The organism is Adhaeribacter aquaticus DSM 16391, assembly GCF_000473365.1.
Classification (GTDB): domain Bacteria; phylum Bacteroidota; class Bacteroidia; order Cytophagales; family Hymenobacteraceae; genus Adhaeribacter; species Adhaeribacter aquaticus.
In genome coordinates this window covers 792,443-816,233 of the sequence record NZ_KI421517.1, presented here as the reverse complement: position 1 = coordinate 816,233, position 23,791 = coordinate 792,443, and the positions used below count along the sequence as shown (strand labels likewise).

The 23,791-nt window shown below is 43.7% G+C and carries 14 protein-coding genes; 10 read left to right on the top strand and 4 right to left on the bottom strand.

The window, feature by feature from the left end; all coding sequences use genetic code 11:
- Window positions 1-205: 205 nt before the first annotated feature.
- Both ADHAQ_RS0105575 and ADHAQ_RS0105570 read left to right on the top strand, forming a co-directional pair.
- On the top strand, window positions 206-3,649 hold the full coding sequence (locus tag ADHAQ_RS0105575; protein ID WP_245590579.1) for a VCBS repeat-containing protein: 3,444 nt from the start codon (window positions 206-208) through the stop codon (window positions 3,647-3,649).
- A gap of 99 nt (window positions 3,650-3,748) precedes the next feature.
- Window positions 3,749-4,987: a glycoside hydrolase family 27 protein gene (locus ADHAQ_RS0105570; protein WP_026462103.1), complete on the top strand. Its 1,239-nt coding sequence runs from the start codon at window positions 3,749-3,751 to the stop codon at window positions 4,985-4,987.
- 80 nt (window positions 4,988-5,067) lie between these two features.
- On the opposite strand, the gene ADHAQ_RS0105565 is transcribed toward ADHAQ_RS0105570, so the two are convergent.
- The gene (locus ADHAQ_RS0105565; RefSeq protein ID WP_026462102.1) at window positions 5,068-8,601 is read right to left on the bottom strand and encodes a VCBS repeat-containing protein; all 3,534 of its coding nucleotides are present in this window, start codon (window positions 8,599-8,601) and stop codon (window positions 5,068-5,070) included.
- A 372-nt stretch (window positions 8,602-8,973) separates the two neighbouring features.
- Window positions 8,974-9,687, bottom strand: a complete 714-nt coding sequence (locus ADHAQ_RS0105555) for a LytR/AlgR family response regulator transcription factor (protein ID WP_034256604.1) — start codon at window positions 9,685-9,687, stop codon at window positions 8,974-8,976.
- Between the two features lie 339 nt (window positions 9,688-10,026).
- Between ADHAQ_RS0105555 and ADHAQ_RS0105550 the strand changes: the two genes are divergently transcribed.
- The 5 genes from ADHAQ_RS0105550 to ADHAQ_RS0105530 all read left to right on the top strand — a co-directional run bounded on the left by ADHAQ_RS0105550 (window position 10,027) and on the right by ADHAQ_RS0105530 (window position 16,082).
- Window positions 10,027-11,376: a vanadium-dependent haloperoxidase gene (locus ADHAQ_RS0105550; RefSeq protein WP_026462099.1), complete on the top strand. Its 1,350-nt coding sequence runs from the start codon at window positions 10,027-10,029 to the stop codon at window positions 11,374-11,376.
- A gap of 126 nt (window positions 11,377-11,502) precedes the next feature.
- Complete coding sequence (locus ADHAQ_RS24610; RefSeq protein WP_034256603.1) at window positions 11,503-13,554, top strand: beta-N-acetylhexosaminidase; 2,052 nt, start codon at window positions 11,503-11,505, stop codon at window positions 13,552-13,554.
- 132 nt (window positions 13,555-13,686) lie between these two features.
- The gene (locus tag ADHAQ_RS0105540; protein WP_026462098.1) at window positions 13,687-14,673 is read left to right on the top strand and encodes an aldo/keto reductase; all 987 of its coding nucleotides are present in this window, start codon (window positions 13,687-13,689) and stop codon (window positions 14,671-14,673) included.
- Window positions 14,674-14,769: 96 nt separating this feature from the next.
- On the top strand, window positions 14,770-15,081 hold the full coding sequence (locus ADHAQ_RS0105535; protein ID WP_026462097.1) for a DUF3817 domain-containing protein: 312 nt from the start codon (window positions 14,770-14,772) through the stop codon (window positions 15,079-15,081).
- Window positions 15,082-15,110: 29 nt separating this feature from the next.
- A complete protein-coding gene (locus ADHAQ_RS0105530) occupies window positions 15,111-16,082 on the top strand; it encodes an NAD(P)H-quinone oxidoreductase (RefSeq protein WP_026462096.1) in 972 nt (323 codons plus the stop codon).
- Between the two features lie 75 nt (window positions 16,083-16,157).
- Here ADHAQ_RS0105530 and ADHAQ_RS0105525 read toward each other — a convergent pair whose 3' ends face one another.
- Both ADHAQ_RS0105525 and ADHAQ_RS0105520 read right to left on the bottom strand, forming a co-directional pair.
- Complete coding sequence (locus ADHAQ_RS0105525; protein ID WP_026462095.1) at window positions 16,158-17,048, bottom strand: DUF4249 domain-containing protein; 891 nt, start codon at window positions 17,046-17,048, stop codon at window positions 16,158-16,160.
- A gap of 22 nt (window positions 17,049-17,070) precedes the next feature.
- The gene (locus tag ADHAQ_RS0105520; protein ID WP_026462094.1) at window positions 17,071-19,425 is read right to left on the bottom strand and encodes a TonB-dependent receptor; all 2,355 of its coding nucleotides are present in this window, start codon (window positions 19,423-19,425) and stop codon (window positions 17,071-17,073) included.
- A 428-nt stretch (window positions 19,426-19,853) separates the two neighbouring features.
- Between ADHAQ_RS0105520 and ADHAQ_RS24605 the strand changes: the two genes are divergently transcribed.
- Genes ADHAQ_RS24605 through ADHAQ_RS0105505 form a run of 3 tightly spaced genes read left to right on the top strand, consistent with a single transcriptional unit; the run spans window position 19,854 to window position 23,649 of the window.
- The gene (locus ADHAQ_RS24605; protein WP_084523749.1) at window positions 19,854-20,894 is read left to right on the top strand and encodes a formylglycine-generating enzyme family protein; all 1,041 of its coding nucleotides are present in this window, start codon (window positions 19,854-19,856) and stop codon (window positions 20,892-20,894) included.
- Window positions 20,895-20,938: 44 nt separating this feature from the next.
- Entirely contained in the window at window positions 20,939-22,243 is a 1,305-nt protein-coding gene (locus tag ADHAQ_RS0105510; RefSeq protein WP_026462093.1) for an AGE family epimerase/isomerase, read from the top strand.
- 59 nt (window positions 22,244-22,302) lie between these two features.
- Window positions 22,303-23,649, top strand: coding sequence for a Gfo/Idh/MocA family protein (locus tag ADHAQ_RS0105505; protein WP_051359727.1), 1,347 nt, complete (start codon window positions 22,303-22,305; stop codon window positions 23,647-23,649).
- The last annotated feature ends 142 nt before the right edge of the window (window positions 23,650-23,791 follow it).

Below are 23,791 nucleotides of genomic sequence, written 5' to 3'. Positions count from 1 at the left end.
TACCTGTCAACATTCAGAACCTGTTTCTGCTCCAAACCTTGGCAACTGCCTTTGGTGAAGGTGAACTTTTAATCTGATAGATAACTTCCTCTCTTGCATTTTATTTCTTCAATAGCTGCTTTCAATGAATTTTAAATCCCTTCTACTTTTATTTTTTTCTCTTGCGCTTCTGCCGCAATGCCACTTCTTTAAAAGGGAGAAGCCGTTGTATACCTTACTAAAATCAACAGATACAGGTATAAATTTTAGTAACACCATTTCGGAAAACGATTCCCTGAACATTTTAAATTTTATTTATATCTATAACGGCGCAGGCGTAGCCGCCGGTGATGTAAATAATGATGGATTAACCGATTTATTTTTTGGAGGCAACCTGGTTTCTAGTAAGTTATATTTAAATAAAGGCAAATTAAAATTTGAGGATATTAGTGCTCCGGCTGGAGTAAATACTAACCTTTGGGTAACTGGCGTAACCATGGTTGATATTAACCAGGATGGCCTTTTAGATATTTATGTATGCACCATCAAACCCAATAGCATAGAAGGCGCGCCTAATCTCCTGTTTATAAATAAGGGAATTGATAAAACAGGAAACCTAAGCTTTAAGGAGGAGGCGCAGGCTTATGGCTTAGCTGATAAAGGTTATAGTACGCAAGCTGCTTTTCTTGATTACGATCAGGACGGTGACCTGGACATGTACTTGCTCACCAATGCCTCCGATAGAACTAATCGAAATAACCCTAATTATAAGCTTACCCGGGGCCAAAACAATAATACCGATCGGCTTTACCGGAATAATGGCAATAACACATTTACGGATGTCTCCAAAGAAGCCGGAATTCAGACGGAAGGCTGGGGGCTAGGGGTAGGAATTAGTGATATTAACCAGGATGGCTGGCCGGATATTTATGCGGCTAATGATTTTATAAGTAATGATTTACTTTGGATAAATAATAAAAATGGCACCTTCTCCAATAAAGCCGCCCAATACCTGAAGCACACCAGCTACAATGCTATGGGTACTGATATTACAGACTTTAACAACGATGGATTAGTAGATATAATGGTGCTGGACATGCTGCCGGAAGATAATAAACGGCAGAAAACCACCATGGATGGGCCCAACTACGACCGCTTTGAGTTGAATAAAAAAATGGGCTACGAAATACAGTATATCCGGAACAGCCTGCAGTTAAACAATGGCAACGGCACGTTCAGCGAGATAGGTCAACTGGCCGGGGTATATGCTACCGACTGGAGTTGGAGTCCGCTCTTTGCTGATTATGACAACGATGGTTTGCGCGACTTATTTATTACCAATGGGTATGTTCGGGATATTACCGATTTAGATTATGTGCATTACCAGCAGGATGCTATTAGTTTTGGAGATGCCTCTTCGGTGAAGGAAAGAGAGAAAGAGTTAGCGGGTGCGCCTAAAGTAAAAATCCCGAATTATATTTATCAGAACAGGGGTGACCTGACGTTTGCCGACAAGACGAAGGATTGGGGACTGGAGGAGCCATCCAATTCCAATGGAGCCGCTTATGCAGACTTAGACAATGACGGTGATCTGGACCTGGTGGTCAACAACCTCAACAGCGAAGCCTTCATCTACCAGAACAACGCCCAGCAGCTAAACCAGAACCACTACCTGAACCTGCGTCTGCAGGGAGCAGCTCCCAACCGGGAAGGTATCGGTGCCACTATCCGGATCAAATACAAAGGCCAACAGCAGTTCTATGAACACTACCCTACCCGCGGCTACCAATCCTCGGTAGACCCGACAGTACACTTTGGTTTAGGTAAAACAGCTGTTGTTGATTCTTTAGAAGTTATCTGGCCGGGTGGCAGGTACCAGCTACTTCGCAACGTTAAGCCCAACCAGATCCTGGTTTTAGATATCCGCCAGGCTACGGGCACCAAACCTGCCCCTAAACCAGCACCAGCACCTTTGTTCACAGAAGCATCTTCTTCTTTTGGCATTGCTTACAAACACGAAGAAGATGATTTTATTGACTTCAAGAACCAGCCCTTAATGCCCCACAAGCTCTCGCAGGGAGGACCCGGTTTAGCCGTAGGTGATGTCAACGGAGATGGCCTGGATGACTTTTTTGTGGGCGGCAGCGCCCGCCGCAGCGGCACCATCTTTTACCAGAACCACCAGGGCAAGTTTACTTCCCGGCCTTTAACTTCAGTGCCCAACACCGAAGATGACATGGGTGCTTTGTTTTTTGATGCCGATAACGATAAAGACTTAGACTTGTATGTAGCCACTGGTGGCAATGAATACCTGAACATGCCCCAGAACTATCTGCATCGCTTATACAAGAATGATGGCAAAGGCAACTTTACCTTAGATGAAAATGCTTTGCCACGCATTACCAGCAGCGGCTCTTGTGTAACGGCCGCTGATTATGATCAGGACGGGGATCTGGATTTGTTTGTAGGTGGCCGCAATAATCCGCGGCAGTACCCGATGCCGGGGCAGAGCTGTTTGCTCAGAAACAATGGCGGCACCTTTACCAACCAGACCGCCAGCTTGTGTAAAGAGCTGGAGACGATTGGTATGGTGACGACCGCTTTGTGGACAGACTTTGACCAGGACGGGCAGGTAGACTTACTGGTAGCCGGCGAGTGGATGCCGCTGACTTTCTTTAAGAACAACAAAGGCAAATTTACCAATGTAACCGCCAGTACAGGTTTAACCCATACCGAAGGCTGGTGGAACAGTTTACTGGCCGCAGACTTTGATAATGATGGAGACATGGATTATGTAGGTGGTAACTTAGGGCTGAACTCCCGCTATAAAGCTTCGCCGGAGCAGCCGGTAACCATTGTGGCCAAAGACTTTGACAAGAGCGGTAACGTGGATCCGGTAATGGGCTATTATATCCAGGGGCAGAATTACCCGGCACCCGCCCGGGATGCGCTTACCGATCAGATGGTGATGATGCGCAAGCGTTTCCCCCGGTATGCGGATTATGCCGAGACTACTTTTGAAAAGCTGTTTACAAAAGAAGAACTGGAAGGCGCTTATACGGCCAGGAGTTATACCTTTCAGAGCAGCTACATCGAGAACGTAGGCAATGGCAAGTTCCAGATCAAAGCGTTACCCATGCCGGCGCAGGTAGCCCCGGTGTTCGGCATGGTGGCTTCGGATTACAACCAGGACGGCAACCTGGACTTGCTGCTGGCGGGTAACTCCTATGCTCCGGAAACGGCAGTAGGTTATTACGATGCCGCTTATGGTACTTTACTAACGGGTAATGGTAAAGGAGGCTTTGCCGCAGTAGCGCCCAAGCAAACAGGTTTTGCCGTGAAAGGAGATGCTAAAGCGATGGTGCAGTTGTTAACCAGGGATAAAGAGCCATTAGTACTGGTGAGTCAGAACAGTGACAGCCTGAAAGTATTCCGCAGCAAAGCAAAAGCAGAGTACCAGGTAGTGCCCCTGCAGGCTACCGATGCTTATGCTGAGCTGGAGTTCAACAACGGTAAGAAACGCAGAGAAGAATTCTGCTATGGAACCACTTACCTCTCCCAATCCTGTAGAACTTTGGTGGTGCAAAATGCATCCAAAGTTACTATTACTGATTTTAAAGGAAATAAGCGAGCCATCGATCTGGCTGGGAGATCTGTTGCTGGTATTTAACCCAACAAAAAAGAAGGTAACATCTTCTTTTGATTGTACTCAACAAAAAGCTTTAATTCTATTCACTTAAAAAACAAACGTCTAACTTAAACAAAGTTTATGTGTCATTTTAAAACAATACTGCTCCTTGTATTTAGTTTAACGCTGTCAGTTTCAGCCATTAGTCAGGGAAACAACTACGTACAGAACTACAAGAAATTTGAAGGATTGGCATTAACGCCTCCTATGGGGTGGAACAGCTGGAACAAATTTGCCTGTAACGTCGATGAAAAAATGATCCGGGAAATAGCTGATGCCATGGTGGCCACCGGAATGAAAGATGCCGGTTATACGTACATCAATATTGATGATTGCTGGCACGGGGACCGCGATAGTTTAGGTTTTATTCATGAAGACCCAAAACGTTTTCCATCGGGCATGAAAGCTTTGGCAGATTATATTCATGCGAAGGGCTTAAAGTTTGGTATTTATTCGGATGCGGGTTCACAAACCTGTGGGGGGCGTCCGGGTAGCCGCGGCTACGAATTTCAGGATGCAAAAACCTATGCCAGCTGGGACGTAGACTATGTAAAATATGATTGGTGCAACACCGAAGGCTTAAAGGCGGAGGGTGCTTATAAAACTTTTACGGCAGCAATACGCCAGGCTGGCCGACCTATGGTTTTAAGTATCTGTGAGTGGGGTACTGATAAACCCTGGACCTGGGGCCAATCGGTAGGGCACTTGTGGCGGACTACTGGTGATATCTTTAACTGTTTTGATTGTGTGGAAGACCATGGCACCTGGAAATCCTGGGGCGTAATGAAAATAGCTGATAAGCAAGAGGGGCTACGGCAATACGCTGGTCCCGGCCATTGGAACGACCCGGACATGCTGGAAGTAGGAAATGGTATGGTTGTTAATGAAGATCGGGCTCATTTTTCTATCTGGACCATGTTAGCTGCACCTTTAATTGCCGGTAATGATTTGCGCAAGATGAGCAAGGAAACGGTTCAAGTCCTGACAAACAAGGAAGTAATTGCAGTAAATCAGGATAAGTTAGGAATTCAGGGATTTCGGCATTCTTCTAAAGACGGAATCGAAACGTGGTTAAAGCCATTAAGTAATGGGAATTGGGCCATTTGTTTTCTTAATCGTTCTGAACAACCGCAAACGGTAGAGTTTAAATGGAAAGATAACCCCATTACCGATGATCTATCTAAAATGGAGTTGAATACAAATAAAGTGACTTATAAAGTGCGTAATCTTTGGACTAAGAAAGATGTAGGCACGACCAAGAAAGATTTTAAAACCGTTATACCCAAGCATGATGTAACCATGTTATTGCTAACAAAATGATTTTGTAGGTTTAAAAACAAAGGCGGTCAATCTTGGCCGCCTTTGTTTTTACTATTGATTTAACTGAATCTAATTTCCTTCTATTTAAGAGCAATTACTTTCGGATCTAAATTTATCTGCCGGCGTTTGCCCTGAGAATTAGTTATGTACACAGAAGCTAAGTCTTTACCTACCAAAGTTCTACAAGATTGGGAGAGGTAAGTGGTTCCATAGCAGAATTCTTCTCTGCGTTTCTTACCGTTGTTGAACTCCAGCTCAGCATAAGCATCGGTAGCCTGCAGGGGCACTACCTGGTACTCTGCTTTTGCTTTGCTGCGGAATACTTTCAGGCTGTCACTGTTCTGACTCACCAGTACTAATGGCTCTTTATCCCTGGTTAACAACTGCACCATCGCTTTAGCATCTCCTTTCACGGCAAAACCTGTTTGCTTGGGCGCTACTGCGGCAAAGCCTCCTTTACCATTACCCGTTAGTAAAGTACCATAAGCGGCATCGTAATAACCTACTGCCGTTTCCGGAGCATAGGAGTTACCCGCCAGCAGCAAGTCCAGGTTGCCGTCCTGGTTGTAATCCGAAGCCACCATGCCGAACACCGGGGCTACCTGCGCCGGCATGGGTAACGCTTTGATCTGGAACTTGCCATTGCCTACGTTCTCGATGTAGCTGCTCTGAAAGGTATAACTCCTGGCCGTATAAGCGCCTTCCAGTTCTTCTTTTGTAAACAGCTTTTCAAAAGTAGTCTCGGCATAATCCGCATACCGGGGGAAACGCTTGCGCATCATCACCATCTGATCGGTAAGCGCATCCCGGGCGGGTGCCGGGTAATTCTGCCCCTGGATATAATAGCCCATTACCGGATCCACGTTACCGCTCTTGTCAAAGTCTTTGGCCACAATGGTTACCGGCTGCTCCGGCGAAGCTTTATAGCGGGAGTTCAGCCCTAAGTTACCACCTACATAATCCATGTCTCCATCATTATCAAAGTCTGCGGCCAGTAAACTGTTCCACCAGCCTTCGGTATGGGTTAAACCTGTACTGGCGGTTACATTGGTAAATTTGCCTTTGTTGTTCTTAAAGAAAGTCAGCGGCATCCACTCGCCGGCTACCAGTAAGTCTACCTGCCCGTCCTGGTCAAAGTCTGTCCACAAAGCGGTCGTCACCATACCAATCGTCTCCAGCTCTTTACACAAGCTGGCGGTCTGGTTGGTAAAGGTGCCGCCATTGTTTCTGAGCAAACAGCTCTGCCCCGGCATCGGGTACTGCCGCGGATTATTGCGGCCACCTACAAACAAATCCAGATCCCCGTCCTGATCATAATCAGCGGCCGTTACACAAGAGCCGCTGCTGGTAATGCGTGGCAAAGCATTTTCATCTAAGGTAAAGTTGCCTTTGCCATCATTCTTGTATAAGCGATGCAGATAGTTCTGGGGCATGTTCAGGTATTCATTGCCACCAGTGGCTACATACAAGTCTAAGTCTTTATCGTTATCGGCATCAAAAAACAAAGCACCCATGTCATCTTCGGTGTTGGGCACTGAAGTTAAAGGCCGGGAAGTAAACTTGCCCTGGTGGTTCTGGTAAAAGATGGTGCCGCTGCGGCGGGCGCTGCCGCCCACAAAAAAGTCATCCAGGCCATCTCCGTTGACATCACCTACGGCTAAACCGGGTCCTCCCTGCGAGAGCTTGTGGGGCATTAAGGGCTGGTTCTTGAAGTCAATAAAATCATCTTCTTCGTGTTTGTAAGCAATGCCAAAAGAAGAAGATGCTTCTGTGAACAAAGGTGCTGGTGCTGGTTTAGGGGCAGGTTTGGTGCCCGTAGCCTGGCGGATATCTAAAACCAGGATCTGGTTGGGCTTAACGTTGCGAAGTAGCTGGTACCTGCCACCCGGCCAGATAACTTCTAAAGAATCAACAACAGCTGTTTTACCTAAACCAAAGTGTACTGTCGGGTCTACCGAGGATTGGTAGCCGCGGGTAGGGTAGTGTTCATAGAACTGCTGTTGGCCTTTGTATTTGATCCGGATAGTGGCACCGATACCTTCCCGGTTGGGAGCTGCTCCCTGCAGACGCAGGTTCAGGTAGTGGTTCTGGTTTAGCTGCTGGGCGTTGTTCTGGTAGATGAAGGCTTCGCTGTTGAGGTTGTTGACCACCAGGTCCAGATCACCGTCATTGTCTAAGTCTGCATAAGCGGCTCCATTGGAATTGGATGGCTCCTCCAGTCCCCAATCCTTCGTCTTGTCGGCAAACGTCAGGTCGCCCCGGTTCTGATAAATATAGTTCGGGATAACAACACTTTTTAATTTGTTAAATTCAGTTTTCAGTTTGGCTTCTATGGCTTCGGCTGACCCAAACATGGATTCTTCGGAGCGATAATGCATATAATCCAGATCAGTCATGTCCTTTAGGTAACCATTGGTAATAAACAAGTCGCGCAAACCATCATTGTCATAATCAGCAAAGAGCGGACTCCAACTCCAGTCGGTAGCATATACGCCGGCCAGCTGACCTATCTCGCTGAACGTACCGTTGCCATTGTTTAACTGTAAAGTATTGCGCACATATTGATTTTCGTAACCAAGACGCTTGTTTAATTGAAAACGGTCATAATTTGGCCCGTCCATGGTAGTTTTCTGCCGTTTATTATCTTCCGGCAGCATGTCCATTTCAATAATGTCTGGTAAGCCGTCATTATTATAATCGGCAATGTCGGTGCCCATGCCATTGTAGCTGGAATGCTTCAGGTACTGGGCAGCCTGGTTAGTAAAAGTCCCGTTCTTATTATTTATCCAAAGCAGGTCGTTCGTTAAAAAATCATTTGCCGCATATATATCTGGCCAACCATCCTGGTTAATATCACTAATGGCCATTCCTAAGCCCCGTCCTTCCATCTGAATGCCGGCTTCTTTTGAAATATTGGTAAACGTATTGTCCCCGTTGTTCCGGTAAAGCCGGTCGTTACTTGGCGATTGACCATTGGCTACTTTAGGGCGGTAAATATTGGGATTCATGGTGCCATCTGGCGCATTGCGTAACAAGTACATGTCGAGGTCGCCGTCCTGATCGAAATCAAAAAAAGTTGCCTGGGTGCTGGAACCGGCATCGGTTAAACCATAGCTTTTCGCTTCTTCCTTAAAGGTAGGTTTGCCTTCTTTATTTAGTCCCTGGTTAATAAAAAGCAGATTAGGTGTTTGCGGCTGACCCGCAATAGGATTTACAGTGCTGGCATAAATATCTAAAAGACCGTCTTGGTTTACATCGGCCATGGTTACACCGTTAATCCAGGTTTTTGTTCCGGTACCCGAAGAAAGTGTAATATCTTCAAATTTAAAGTTGCCTTTATTAAGGTATAGTTTGCTGGAAACCATATTACCTGAAAAGTAAAGGTCTTGTAATCCATCATTATTTACATCGCCTACTGCTACACCGCCACCATTATAAATGTACCCGAAGGTCAGGACATTAAAAGTATCGGTTTCAGTAATAGTGTTGTTAAATTTTACACCGGTATCGCCCGGGCTAAGCAATGTAAAAAGAGGCTCTTTCTGTTTTATTAAATTACACTGGGTAAATAAAAAAAGAAGGGGAGAAAAGAAGAATAGATATTTGATTTTCATTACAAAAAATTCAAGAAGCAAACTCGATGCAATAGCGAATTTACTAAATTTTTAAAATAGTTGCTGATAATTATCTGAAAGCCAGAAGATGTTATGTGAAATAACCCGGAAAGGAAGTAGAAAGGAAATAATGGTTTTATTTATTAGTGCTAAATCTAAAAAGCTACTTAGGAAAGATAGCAAAATGGACCAACACTTAGGGCTATTGCTCTATAAAATGGCGGGGGAGGGGCTAACTAAAACTAGCACCTTAAAAAGTTTGTCAGCTATTTTGCTACGATTTGCAAACGCTACACGCCCATAAAATCCTTTAAAAAAGAATTTAGGGATATAAAAAAGAAAGACAAAATCAATTTTAGGTAGCGGAAGGTGTTAGAACCGGTTTAAAACCTGTATAACTCCTTTTAAATAAGTAGCGCCAATTGGAATATACTTATCTCCAATCAGGATGTTATTATCTTCAATAGCACCAATCTTATCAATGTTTACTATAAAAGATCGGTGAACCCGGATAAATTTATTGCCCGGAAATTTGTTCTCGATGGATTTCATAGTAGAGTACACGATGGTTTTCTTATTGTTAGAAATAATGTGTACATAATCACCAAGAGCTTCAATATAAAGGACTTCAGTAAAAATAATTTTAACTAACTTTTGCTCTACCTTGACAAAAGTAAATTCTGAGGAAGCTTGGGTTTGTTGCGATTTTACTTTTTCTAAAGCTTTATTGGCAGCAATAAGAAAACGAGGATAAGTAACAGGCTTTACTAAATAATCAACCACGTTTTGTTCAAAGGCTTCTACAGCATAGTCCCGGCTGGCACTTACCATAATAACCATTGCTTCACGGTTTAAAGTAGAGATCAAATCCAAGCCCGACATTTCGGGCATTTCAACGTCCAGAATTAATAAATCTACTGGCTCTGAGCGCAGCAGCTTAGAAGCCTCCAGGCTACTATGACAAACATTTTTCAGCTCTAGAAACTCAATATTCTGAACAAATTTTTCTAATACCTTCGCAGAAAAAGGATCATCATCAACTATAACAGTTTTAAAACTTACACCTTCGTTTGCTGAAACCGACATAAAATTCTATTTATTCCCTTCCTGAATTACCAACCGTTAGCCCACCATAAAGTTTTGGTAAGGATAACAGACCGCATATAGCCCAAATATAAATAAGAACTAATAAATTCTTATAAAATGTTGGTATATTATTTTAATTCTTTGTAAAAACTCAACAATTTTAGCGGATGACCGCGTAATTAAATGATTCTGGCAATTGGCCAAGCTAATAATTATTTCGTGTAGCAGAAAGAAATATTCAGATAATAGTTGAAGGCATTGGCATAAGAAGCAACATATGGGGTTGGAAAGGGAACTAAATTTTAAGTATTTTTACTTTATAAAAATATTGCCATTTTTATGAGGTCACCCTTTTTAGTTTTCTTTTGCCTTTTTACCTTGTTTATAAGTTCTTGCCAGGAAAAACAAGATGTAGCTAAATTAGATGCGTTCTCTAACATGCAGTTAGAGCAATGGAATAATAATTTAAGTAAAATAATTGTGCGGGACATTTTTTCCCCGCCGGTAGCCAGTCGGATTTATGCCTATACCAACATTGCTGCCTATGAAGCGTTGGTGCCTGGTTACCCGGAATACCAAAGCTTGGCCGGACAGTTGAATGGTTTGCCACAAGTACCTAAACCCGATACTACTAAAGAGTATTACTTCCCGCTGGCTAGTATAAAAGCTTTTGCTACGGTAACTAAGAAGCTAACCTTAGTACCTGAAAATACCGAACGCTTTGAAAAAGAATATTTAGACCAGATTAAAAAGATTGGTATAAAAGAAGAAGTTTTGGAAAACTCCCTGGCGTACGGCCAGCAAGTAGGGGAGCACGTAATAGCCTGGGCTGCTAAAGATAATTATTTGGAAACAAGAGCGCTAACCCGGCATGTGCTCTCCAATAAAACAAATACCTGGCAGCCAACTCCGCCCGATTATATGCCTGCTGTAGAACCACATTGGAACAAGATGCGTCCGTTTGTATTAGATTCTGCAGCTCAATGCAAGCCCATGTTGCCAACCGTTTTTGATACTTTAGCTAATTCTAAATTTTACAAAGAAGCCAAAGAAGTTTATTTATTAGGTAAAAACTCCGATGATGAAAAACAACTGATTGCCCGTTACTGGGATGATAATCCCAATGTTTCGGAAACGGTTGGACATGCTACTTACTTTAAGCAAAAACTAACTCCGGGTGGACATTGGGTGTCAATAGCTTCGGGTGTAATTAAGAATAAGAAACTTAATATAATGCAGGCGGCTGAAACGTACGTGTATGTTACTACTTCACTGGCCGATGGATTTATTAGTTGCTGGGATGCCAAGTACAAGCATGTGCATATACGGCCCGATACATATATTAAAGAATATATTGATAAAGATTGGAATCCGCTTATTCAGACGCCTCCATTTCCGGAGTTTCCGAGTGGCCACAGTGTCATTTCGGCGGCGGCCGCAACTGCGCTTACGCATTTGTTTGGCGAGAACTATGCCTTTGCTGATTCTACCCAGCTTGTTTTAGGATTGCCGGTGCGTAAGTTTAAATCTTTTTACGAGGCTTCGGATGAGGCCGGTATAAGTCGGATGTACGGGGGGATTCACTTCCGGCCAGCTAATGAATTAGGCGCCAAACAAGGAAAAGATGTAGGAAGCTTAATTGCGACAAAACTTAAAACCCGTAAAACTAGCTTAACCGCAAAGTTGTAGAAAGAATTATCTCATAATATTAAGTTGTTTTTGTTTGGTCCCTGATTGGTTAAAAACTGGTCAGGGATTTTGTTTTATGTAGGAGGATGGTATATTTAGAAATTGAACAATATTGACCCAGACCAGATGAGAAAGTTCTTGTTACTTATTTTATTTTCTTTATACCTGTTTACCGGTTGTGCCCAGTCAACTACCACTGGTCCTACCCTGAATCTAATGCCTGTTCCTGGTCAGCTTACGATGCAGGACGGTAAGTTTAGAATTGCTGATAGTTTTAAACTGGCCGTCACTGGACAACCACATCAGCGGCTTTTTAAAGGGGCTACTCGGTTTCTGCGTCGTTTGGATGATAAAACTGGTTCCTTCTTAACCCAAAATCAAATAACTAGTGCTGATAACGATGCCAATGCTCCCCTTGTAATAAATGTAAAACGGCCGGGTAAGGTCATGTTGCATGAGGATGAAAGCTACACCCTAACGGTTTCTCCTCAGAAAGTAAATCTTACTGCCGAAACAGATTTGGGAGCCTTGCACGGATTAGAAACTTTACTACAATTAGTAGAAGCAGATGAAACCGGCTATTATATGCCCGCTATTCATATTACAGATAAACCCCGGTTCCCGTGGCGGGGATTGCTAATGGATGTAGGCCGCCACTTTATGCCTATGGAGGTAATCAAGCGCAATCTGGATGGCATGGCTGCTGTGAAAATGAATGTGTTGCACTTGCACCTTTCCGAAGACCAGGGATTTCCGATAGAAAGTAAAGTTTTTCCTAAACTGCATCAGTTAGGTTCTAACGGCAATTATTTTACGCAGGAAGAAATTAAAGCTATTATTAAATATGCCGATGACCGGGGCATAAGAGTGGTGCCGGAATTTGATATGCCGGGCCATGCTACCGCCTGGTTTGTGGGGCATCCGGAGTTAGCCAGTGCTCCCGGACCCTATACCATTGAGCGCCGCTGGGGTATTATGGATCCGGTTATGGATCCGACTAAAGAAACAACCTATAAGTTTCTAGATGCTTTCTTGAAAGAAATGACAGCCTTGTTCCCAGATGCTTATTTTCATATTGGTGGCGACGAAAATAATGGAAAACAGTGGAAGGCTAATGCCCAGATTCAGGCTTACATGAAAACCAATAATATTAAAAATCAGGAAGAATTACATGCCATGTTTAATGAACGTATCCTGAAAATATTGACCAAATACGGCAAGAAAATGGTGGGCTGGGACGAAATATTACAGCCTGGTATTACCAAAAGTATTGTTATTCAGTCGTGGCGGGGCAAAAAGTATTTATACGAAGCCGTTTCTAAAGGTTACCAGGCTATGCTTTCCAATGGGTATTACATAGATCTGGTCCAGAACACGGAACAACATTATTTAAATGATCCATTGCCGGAAGAAAATCAAAAACAACTAACGCCGGAGCAGCAAAAACTTATTTTGGGCGGCGAAGCTACCATGTGGTCGGAGCTGGTAACGCCCGAAACTGTTGACTCCCGGGTGTGGCCACGCACCGCGGCTATTGCTGAGCGCTTATGGTCACCGGGATCGGTTAAAGATGTTGCAGATATGTACCGCCGGTTAGATCGGGTAAGCCTGGAGTTGGAATACGTTGGGCTAACCCACGAGAAGAATTACCCCATGATGCTGCGCCGGTTAGCGAACGGGCAGGACATTACGGCGCTTAAAACTTTTACGGATGTGATAGAACCCATAAAAGAATATACCCGGCATCAACAGGGAACCACTTATTACGCTTATTCGCCTTACACTTTGATTGCTGATGCAGCCCGCCCGGATGCGAAAGTAGCGCGCAATTTCCGAAACCTGGCAAAGGAGTTTGTAACAAATCCTACTCCGAAGGTAACTAACGAAATTACTTATTGGCTAAACTTATGGCAAAATAACCATGCCGGTCTGCAAGCTATTATCCGGCAAGCGCCAGCTTTAAAAGAAATAGAAACCCTTTCGGCTGATTTAGCTAAAGTAAGTCAGATTGGGTTAGAGGCAGTAAATGCATTAAAAGCAAACAAGGCAAACTTGTCGGAAGAGTGGTATAACAGCAGTATAGCTACAATGCAGGCGGCTAAAAAACAACGGGGTAAAACTGAATTGGTGGTATTGCCCGGAATAGAAGCCTTAATTAAAAAAGCTGCGGGTAAATAAAAAAGAAGTTAATAAAAATAAGTTTGATCAGGAGCCCCATTGCAGGGGCTTCTTTTTTTAGAGATTCTTTCTGCCATATTTAAGCAACGTGCCTTAACTTGCAAACCAAACTAAGAACTAACACAGAAACATATGCAATACAGGAAGCTTGGTAAAACAGGATTTGAAGTTTCAGAAATAAGTTTGGGAACTTGGCAGGTAGGCGGCAAATGGGGCGATCCATTCAGCCACGAAAATGCCGATGAGATATTAAATGCCGCGATAGATGCTGGCGTTAATTTTATTGATACTGCCGACGTGTATGGTGATGGCGAAAGTGAAAAAGCTGTAGGTCGCGTAGTAAGATCAAGGTCCGAAAGGGTATTTGTAGCTACCAAGTGTGGCCGGCGTTTGCAGCCGCACGTGAATGAAGCTTACCAACCGGCCGCCATCCGGAAGTTTGTAGAAGATAGCTTACAAAATATGGGCTTAGAAACGCTGGATCTAATTCAGTTGCATTGCCCGCCAACTGAGGTGTTTTATCGTCCTGAAATATTTGAAGTATTCGACCGGCTGAAAGAAGAAGGTAAAATATTGAATATGGGCGTGAGCGTGGAGAAAGTAGAAGAAGCTTTAAAAGCTATTGAGTTTCCGAATGTCACCACCGTTCAAATTATTTTTAATATGTTCCGGATGCGCCCGGCGGAGTTATTTTTTCAGGAAGCAAAGCGGCGGGATATTGGTGTAATTGTGCGGGTGCCGCTGGCCAGTGGTTTACTAACAGGTAAATTCAGCCGCGAAACCTCCTTTACGCAAAATGATCACCGGAACTTTAACCGGAACGGCGAGGCATTTGATAAAGGTGAAACTTTCTCAGGTATTGATTATAATGTTGGGTTAGAGGCTGTGGAAGAACTGAAAAAATTATTTCCGGGTCAGGAAAACTTAGCGCCAGTAGCTTTGCGTTGGATTTTAATGTTTGATGCGGTTAGCTGTATTATACCAGGAGCTTCTAAACTAAGCCAGCTTACTTCTAATTTGCAAACAGAACAGGTGCCAGCTTTAACGCCAGAACAATTAGCCGGCGTAAAAGAAATTTACGAATCTAAAATTAAGCCATTGGTGCACTATACCTGGTAAGGTTTTCAATTTGTTATAAACCTTCGGGTAAAATATAAATAGTTAAAAGCAGTTTAAGAGAAGAAAGCTTACTCTTAAACTGCATAAAATTTCATAATGAATCATACTAGTTCTTTGCCTGCTCTGCGCCGGTTTCGCCACATTGGTATTCTGGAGGGCATTTCTTACCTGATCTTACTTTTTATTGCCATGCCGCTTAAATACCTGGCGCAAATACCGGAACCGGTAAAATATGTAGGTTGGGTACATGGGGTATTGTTTGTTTTATTTTGCCTGGCCTTATTGCAGGTTTGGGTTTTACGGAAATGGTCTTTTTTAAAGGTGGTCGGCGCTTTTGTGGCGTCCTTATTACCTTTCGGGACTTTTATATTAGACAAACGCCTCCGGAAAGAAGAGCAAACACTTTAAACTTTAAAACTGGAAAGCCTTTATAGATGATGCGAGCTATTGTTATTACCAAGCCCGGTGGACCGGAAGTTTTACAAGTGCAGGAAAGACCTGTGCCTGTTCCGCTGCCGCACCAGGTGCTGGTAAAAGTAAAAGCAGCAGGTATAAATCGTCCGGATGTTTTTCAGCGGAAGGGTAATTATGCGGCTCCCAATGGGGTTCCGGCCGATATACCCGGACTGGAAATAGCGGGCACCATAGAACAATGCGGGGCAGATGTTAGCCAGTGGAAAACCGGGGAAGCCGTTTGTGCTTTATTGGCAGGCGGGGGGTACGCAGAGTACGCGGTAGTAGATGCCCGGCATTGTTTACCTGTCCCTAAAGGTTGGTCGTTTCCGGAAGCAGCTTCACTGCCTGAAACCGTTTTTACAGTATGGCATAATGTGTTCCAGCGGGGGCAATTAAAAGCAGGAGAGGGATTGTTGGTGCACGGCGGAAGCAGTGGCTTTGGCATTACCGCCATTCAATTGGCAAAAGCCTTCGGCGCTATGGTATTTACTACTGCTGGAAGTGAAGCAAAATGTAAAGCCTGTCTGGAACTGGGAGCCGATAAATGCATTAATTATAAGACCACAGATTTTGCCGAAGCTTTAAAGGGCGAAAGAGTGGATGTAGTACTGGACATGGTTGGCGGCGATTATACAGCTAAAAACCTTAACCTGCTACATGCTGACGGACGTTTAGTGTTTATAAATGCCATGCAAGGAGCAAAAGCTGAAATAAATGCCTTGCAACTAATGCAGAAACGGCTAACCATTACGGGAAGTACTTTACGGCCACGTGATGCTGCCTTCAAGGCTAACCTTGCGGATGAAATAAAAGATAAAGTTTGGCCATTGCTACAAACCGTAAATTTTAAACCTATTATTTATAAATTATTTCCACTGACAGATGCGGCACAGGCGCATGCACTTATGGAGAGCAGTGAACATATCGGCAAAATTATTTTAACCATAGATTAGTAAGTATGGGTATAAAATGGAGAGCCGTTGTATCATCCGATACAACAGCTCTCCATTTTATACTTATAGTGGTTACTACGGGACTACTATGCTTCTTTGCATTTGGTTGTAAGCGGCAAAAACACCTAATCCCCCTTTTATATTCGTGTAAATAAAAGTTGGCTCGGCAAAGGGATTGGCATTTGTCTCCCTTTGTTGTTCTATGGTTTTGTGGTACAGGTAATAGTGCCGGTCAGTAACCGATAAGTGTGCCCGCAGGATGTTGGGGGAAGGTTCATTTTCATTGGTAGAGGTGGTATACTGGCCAGAAGTAGAAAAAGTACCCCCATCCTGGTTTTCATCCGAAAAATATTTTTCCACCTCATAGGCATCTAAGGGCATGCGGTAGGTCTTATTGTTAAAATTCTCTTTAAACTCTCGTAACGTAAGTGCGTGGTAATAATTCCCTCTGCCGGGAGCATCCTGCCATTTGAAAGTAAATGTATGGCGGTTGTAAACGTATTTATCTGGCCCGGCATCATAAGTAATCTGTTCTACCGAATGGGAGAGGTCCTGAATAAGTATCCCGTTTAAGGCCGGAACCGTGCAGGTGCCCGAAGTACTAAAGCCATCGGGGGTAGTTGCCGTTAAGGTATAGGTTCTTCCGGAAATAATAGGGAGCTGAGTTGCCCGTGCTCTATAAAGCTTGCGAATGGGGTCGTATGTCAGCTTAATTGTTTGCGAACCATTAGATAAATTAACAGTAGCGTTGCTTATTAATAGACTTTCGGCTGTTTCTGTTTTACCAATAGCTGGTTGCGTTTTGTTTACTCTAACAATTAGGGCGGTGTCCTGCGGCGATATAAAAGAAGTAATTACCAATTGGCGGGTCGAATCAATGTTAACTTTATCAGTAATATCTTCTTCGCAGCTGGATAATAAGCCCACGAATAATAGAAGTAATAATTTATATGTATGTAATTTCATTTGTATCAGGGATAAAAGCTAATTAAAATTTAAAGCTGTAGCTGACAGAAGGTAAAATGGTAAATAAGGAAATCTGCTTCAGTTTGGTCTCACTTGTGCCATCGTTTTGATACTTCGTGTCTAAATAATAGAAGAAGGGATTTTTGCGGTTATAGGCATTGTAGGCGCTGATTTCCCAGGTGCGTTCACCCCATCGCTTTTTCTTGTGAAATTGGATGCCAATATCGAACCGGTGATAGGGAGCCATCCGGAAAGCATTTCTCTGCCCATAATGGGTAACATTGCCATAGCCATAATTTGGACTGTATTCTGGCCGGTATTGCGATGGCGTATTAGTGGGCGCATCGTAAGAGGCTTGTGGTAAAGTAATGGCATTGCCAGTACCGTACACCCAAGTGCCAGAAAGGGTTATGCGGGCATTAGGCGTATAAATACCAACTACCGAAATGTCATGGCGACGGTCGTAGCGGGCATAATATTTCTTGCCAAAGTTTAGGGAGTCGAACTGCAGTTGTGTCCAGGAAAGGGTATAACCTACCCAGCCAGAGAATTTACCAAACTTGCGCTGCAGCAGGAATTCGGCACCATAAGACCAAGCTTGTCCGGCAGTCATATTATCTTGCCAATTTACTGTTTCCGCCGATTCCGGATCATCTACAATTAAAAAGCTGGCGCCTTCTTTGTACCCGATAATATTATCCGACTTTTTGTAATAGCCTTCCACAGTTAAAGTTAAATCGTGTTTAGGTAAGTCTTTGGCTATTCCCATGGCCACTTGTTTAGATTGCTGCGGCGCAATACGGTTGGTAGAAGGGACCCATAAATCAGTAGGTAAGCCAATGCCGGTGTTACTTAACAGGTGCACATACTGGTTCATGCTGGCATAAGAAGCTTTCAAAGCTAAATCATCACGTAAATTATAGCTGGCTGATAACCGGGGTTCCGGCCGGAAATAATTCTTTTTCTCGGCTACAAAATAACTTAACCGTAAACCTCCATTAATGCGCAGGCGTGGAATAGGGTGGTACGTATCTTCGGCATAAATACCGGTTTCCAATACATCAATGTTCTTAATGTTCCGATCGACTTTGTCGATCTCGGTATCTTTTACTACCAGGGCACTAGGGGTAAACCGGTGGTAGGTGCTTAATATACCAGCCCTGATGGCATGCTGAGGATTAGGGAGGTAATCCATATCATATTTAATGCCTATGTCACGTATTCCGGAAGAATAATCCAGTGTATATTTCTCTTTCTCCTTTTTATCTTCGGTATAGATATTAAAATTATAATTGCTAAATATAAAAGAGGTATTAGAGAACAGTTGGTTATTAAATAAATGGTTCCAACGGAGCGTACCGGTAGCATTTCCCCAGTTTATACCTGCTTTTGAATAATCACCTTGTTCCAGTTTTTCCCGGGCATAAAAGCGATCTTGTCCAAAATAGCCACTTAGGTATAATTTATTGGTGCGGCCAAAGTCGTAATTTACTTTGGTGTTTAAGTCGTAAAAATAATAGCCGCCTTTTTCATCTTTAGGTAAAAAAGGCTGCGCCAAAACATCCGCATACGTCCGGCGGCCAGATACAAGAAAAGAAGATACACCTTTCTTTAGAGGCCCTTCCAATACCAAACGAGACGATAATAAACCAATGCCGCCTTCGCCGTGTAATTTTTCCTTATTGCCTTCTTTCATGTTCATTTCAATTACCGAAGATAAACGACCACCATACCGGGCCGGAAAACCACCTTTGGTTAGTTCCACGCTTTTCAGTGCATCCCCGTTAAACAAAGAAAAGAAGCCAAATAAGTGCGAAGCATTGTAAACCGTTGCATCGTCCAGAATAATCAGGTTCTGATCAGGGCCACCGCCCCGTACATAAATACCGCTGTTGCCTTCGCTGCCTTTCTGCACCCCTGGCATAAGTTGTAATACTTTCATTACATCTTTCTCGCCGAGCAGCATCGGTACATTCTTAATTTGGCTAACCGGAATTTCGATGTTGCTCATTTGTGGTGTTTCCGTTATTCTTTCCCGTTGGCGGGTACCCACAATTTCTACCTCCTGTAAAGTAGCTTCCGACTGAAGTTCGATGTTTAATTCTATATTCTGCCGTAGCCGGATGGTTCTGATCTCCGGTTTATAACCTACATAAGAGAAGGCAAGCTTAACGGAATCGGTAGCGGGTAGGGTTAATGAGTAGAAACCGTAGGTATTGGTGGTAGTACCCACACTGGCTCCGGGCTGGTAGATATTTACACCAATTAGCGATTCTTTACTGCCTTTTTCCCGGATGTAACCGCTGATAGTGTGTTTGGATTGGGCAAATGTAAGTAGGTGAAAACAAAGTAAAATTAAAGTAAAACAATAACGCATAAAATAAGGAGTAAAGGATTAAAGCATAGTTCTTAAAGTGGGGTTTCTATATATAGGTAAATAGATATTACCAAAAACTTTACCAATTTTAATTTTAAGAGGAAAATTTTGTACTTAAAACAACTTTTTATAACTGTATTAATAGTAAACGATTGTTTATCAATGAATTAAATTTTAAAATAGATAAATGTGGTGAGGAGCTATCTATAGGAGTGATTGGTACTGAATTTGGTTGCTTTGTATCAAAAATAAATTTTATGATACAATTTGTTTGTCGCTTGTTTAATCGTTTAAATAAAAAATAATTGTAAATTTAAATAACTGGCAAATTTTCAGAAAAGGAAAGCTTTTGCATTTCTTATAATGTAAAAATTGGTTTAAAAATAGAACCTGAATTTTTGGATGGTCAATAAAGAAAAACGTATAACATGTTCAGACTGAATCTGGTAAATAAAATTTATTGGCTAAAGCCGATTTGTATAGCCTTTTGCTTTTTTATCCTGTTAAGTGCTCGGGGAAAAAAAACTATTGTTGCTGATATACCCGGTTTTGAAAAGTATACCGAAACCATTCCGGGTTCCGAAGTAAAGTTTGACTTAGTACCTATAGCGGGAGGTGAATTTGTAATGGGCAGCCCAGCTACGGAAGCTAAGCGGAAGCCAGACGAAGGGCCTCAGCACAAAGTTAAAATTGAGCCTTTCTGGATGGGACAGCACGAAGTAACCTGGGACGAATTTCAAATATTTGTTTACCGCGAAATAGAAAAACAGTCCATGAATGCGTCGTCTATGGCAAAAACCTCAACTGCTGATGCCGTGTCCCGTCCGTCGCCACCCTATCTGGACATGACCTTTGGCATGGGGAAAAGCGGCTTTCCGGCCATCAACATGACGCAATACGCCGCCTTAACTTATTGTAAATGGCTTACAGCTAAAACAGGGCACTTTTACCGATTACCTACCGAAGCAGAATGGGAATACGCGTGCCGGGCAGGTTCTGCAACGGCTTATAGTTTTGGCGAAGAAGTAAGTAAACTGGATGAATATGGCTGGCAATATAACAACAGCAACGCCGGTACTAAAAAGGTAGGCTCTAAAAAGCCAAATGCCTGGGGCCTGTACGACATGCATGGCAATGTAGCCGAATGGACGCTGGATCAATACAGTCCTGATTATTACGCACAGTTTACGAAAGGTACCGCAACAAATCCCTGGCTAAAACCTACTAAGTTATATCCACATGTGTTACGGGGCGGCTCCTGGGACGATGAGCCGGATGCTTTACGGAGTGCGGCCCGGCAATATTCTAAACCGGTTTGGAAGCAACGCGATCCGCAAATACCTAAAAGCCAATGGTGGTTTACCGATGCCCCATTTGTTGGCTTCCGGGTAGTGCGGCCATTAAAACAACCCTCCCCGGCCGAAATAGAAAAATACTGGTCGGAGCCGATCAAAGATTTTGGAAATTAAATATTCACCACCACAATGATTGTTTCACATTATACTAACTGCTCATGGATGAAAAAACAGAACCCAGTACCGGACCTGCTTCCGGTTATACCCGGCGTGAATTTGTTAAGGGATCAGCTGTTTTGTTGGGAGGAGCTTTGGCCGGCCCATGGCCATTGTTACATGCTTTTGCCTCAGATAATGAACCAATAAGTCTTTTTCTGGATAAAGTACTGCTCTCCTGGCGAAAAAATGCTGACACCCCCAATGCCTTATTTCATCCTTATTTTGACCGCCAATGGCAGCGCTACAAGGATGGACCCCGCACGCTGGTTACTCAGACCCGGATTACCTATAATTTTATGCGCGCTTTTGAGCGGACCGGCGACCAAGCCTATGCTCAATTAGCTCTCAGGGGACTCGATGCATTAACTACCTATTTTTGGGCCGGAGATAATAAAGGGTGGCATTGGTCTTGTCATCCCGATGGCCGCTTATTAGATGATACCTCTGATGCTTATGGGCAGGCCTTTGTGATTCTTGTGTTTTCCACCGCAGCAGCGGTATTTAAAAACGATCATTATCGTGATATGGCCTTGCTAACCTGGCAGTATATGCAACAGCGTTTCCGGGATAAGCAAGGTGGGTTAGTTTGGAAAGTTAACCGGGATGGACGGGTATTAGATACTTTTAAATCACAGAACCCGATGATGCATGTTTTTGAGGCATTATTGGCTTTGGCACCGCTGGATACTACCGGAACAGTACGAAAAGATGCAACGGGTATTTGGCACTTTATTCGTGCCCGAATGCCCAGCCCCGGTTGCTTACCAGAATGGTACGACACCAGTTGGCAACCCGTGCGGACTGGAGATAAAGCCATTATTGAAGTGGGACATGCTTTTGAGTGGGCATTCCTGCTATCTGAAGCTCAGGCCCTGAATCTGGAAAGCAATCTTATGGAACCAGCGCGTGAATTTTTAGCCTATGGGATGCAACACGGCTACGACTCCAAAGCTGGTGGAATTTTTTCCCGGGTTGATTTAGAGGGTAATCTTCTAAAGGATACCCGAAAGGGTTGGTGGGAGCAATGTGAGGCAATCCGAACCATGCAGCGGTATGTAACCCGCCATAATAGCAAGGAAATAATAGAACCATTGAAACGCAGTATAGATTTTGTTCGGCAGCATTATATGGATGCTGTTTATGGCGGATGGTACGAAAATCCTCCTGGTTTAGGGGGAACGGAATCGCTGATTAAAGGCAGTATGTATAAATTAGATTACCACGTGGTAAATATGTGCCGGGAGATTTTGGCCGCCGATAGTTTATCAAATACACGTGCTAAAATAGCCGCGGATACTAAATAGAACTTTAACATTTAATTATTCACCACTTTATATATTGTTTCATCTATAATCTTTTCCCCATGATTGACAATAACGAATCTTATATTCTTCCTGCGGCAGGGTGTAGCCGACGTGACTTTGTAAAAGGATCGGCTGCCGTACTTGGCGCAACTCTGGTGAGCCAGCTTCCTTTTGTGGGGGCTTATGCAGCTGGCAGCGATACGCTGAAATTAGCTTTGATTGGTTGTGGAGGGAGGGGAACTGGTGCGGCTATTCAGGCACTCAGTGCCAAAGGCAACGTTAAATTGGTTGCCATGGCTGATGCTTTCCGCGACCGGTTGGACGACTCCTATAAAAACATCTCCACTAAATTCAATGGCGATAAAAAGCTGTTGGATGTACCGGAGAAGAATAAGTTTGCCGGGTTTGATGGCTACAAAAATGCCATTGCTTTAGCCGACGTGGTAATTCTCGCCACGCCGCCGGGTTTCCGGCCGATTCATTTTGAAGAAGCAGTGAAAGCTGGTAAGCATATTTTCATGGAAAAACCGGTAGCAACGGATGCGCCGGGTATTCGCCGCGTATTGGCAGCCGCCGAAGAAGCTAAAAAGAAAAACCTGAAAGTGGTCGTGGGCTTACAACGCCGTTACCAGAATGCTTACCTGGAAACTATTAAACGCATAAACGATGGTGCTATTGGCGATGTGGTAAGCGCACAGGCTTACTGGAACAATGCCGGGGTGTGGGTACGTCCGCGCCAGGCAGGACAAACTGAAATGGAATACCAGATGCGGAACTGGTATTATTTTAACTGGCTCTGCGGCGACCATATCAATGAGCAACATATCCATAACCTGGATGTAGCGAATTGGGTGAAAAACGGGTACCCGGTAAGTGCGCAGGGTATGGGTGGCCGGCAGGTGCGCAATGGCATTGATCACGGTGAGATTTATGATCACCACTTTGTGGAATATACCTATGCCGACGGTACTATGCTAAACAGTCAATGTCGGCATATGCCCAATACCATGAACCGGGTAGAGGAAACTTTTACGGGTACCAAGGGTAGGGTTGTGCTCTCCGGCGATGGCAAAGGAATTATCACAGATTTGAAAGGAACAGTTCTTTATAACCACCGCGCCAAAAATGATCCAGATCCGTACCAGGCCGAGCACGATGTATTCTTTGCCGCCATTCGCAACAACACGCCTATTAACAATGCTGAATACGGAGCAAAAAGTACCTTAACCGCTTTAATGGGCCGGATGGCCACGTATTCAGGTCAGGTAATCAAATGGGAAGAAGCTTTAAATTCGGAAGTAAGCCTGATGCCGAAAATATTTGCCTGGGATGCCGAAACGCCAACCAAGCCAGATGCAACCGGCCGGTATCCGATTCCAACCCCAGGTATTACTAAAGTTATTTAAGTTTATACCTGCATTTTTAATAAGATCATTCCGAGCTTGCCGAGGAAACTAATTAATACCGCGAACATCACGGTAAAAATTAGATCCTTCGACAGGCTCAGGATGACCTGCTAGATTAATTGTTTTAGTATGATAAAGGTTT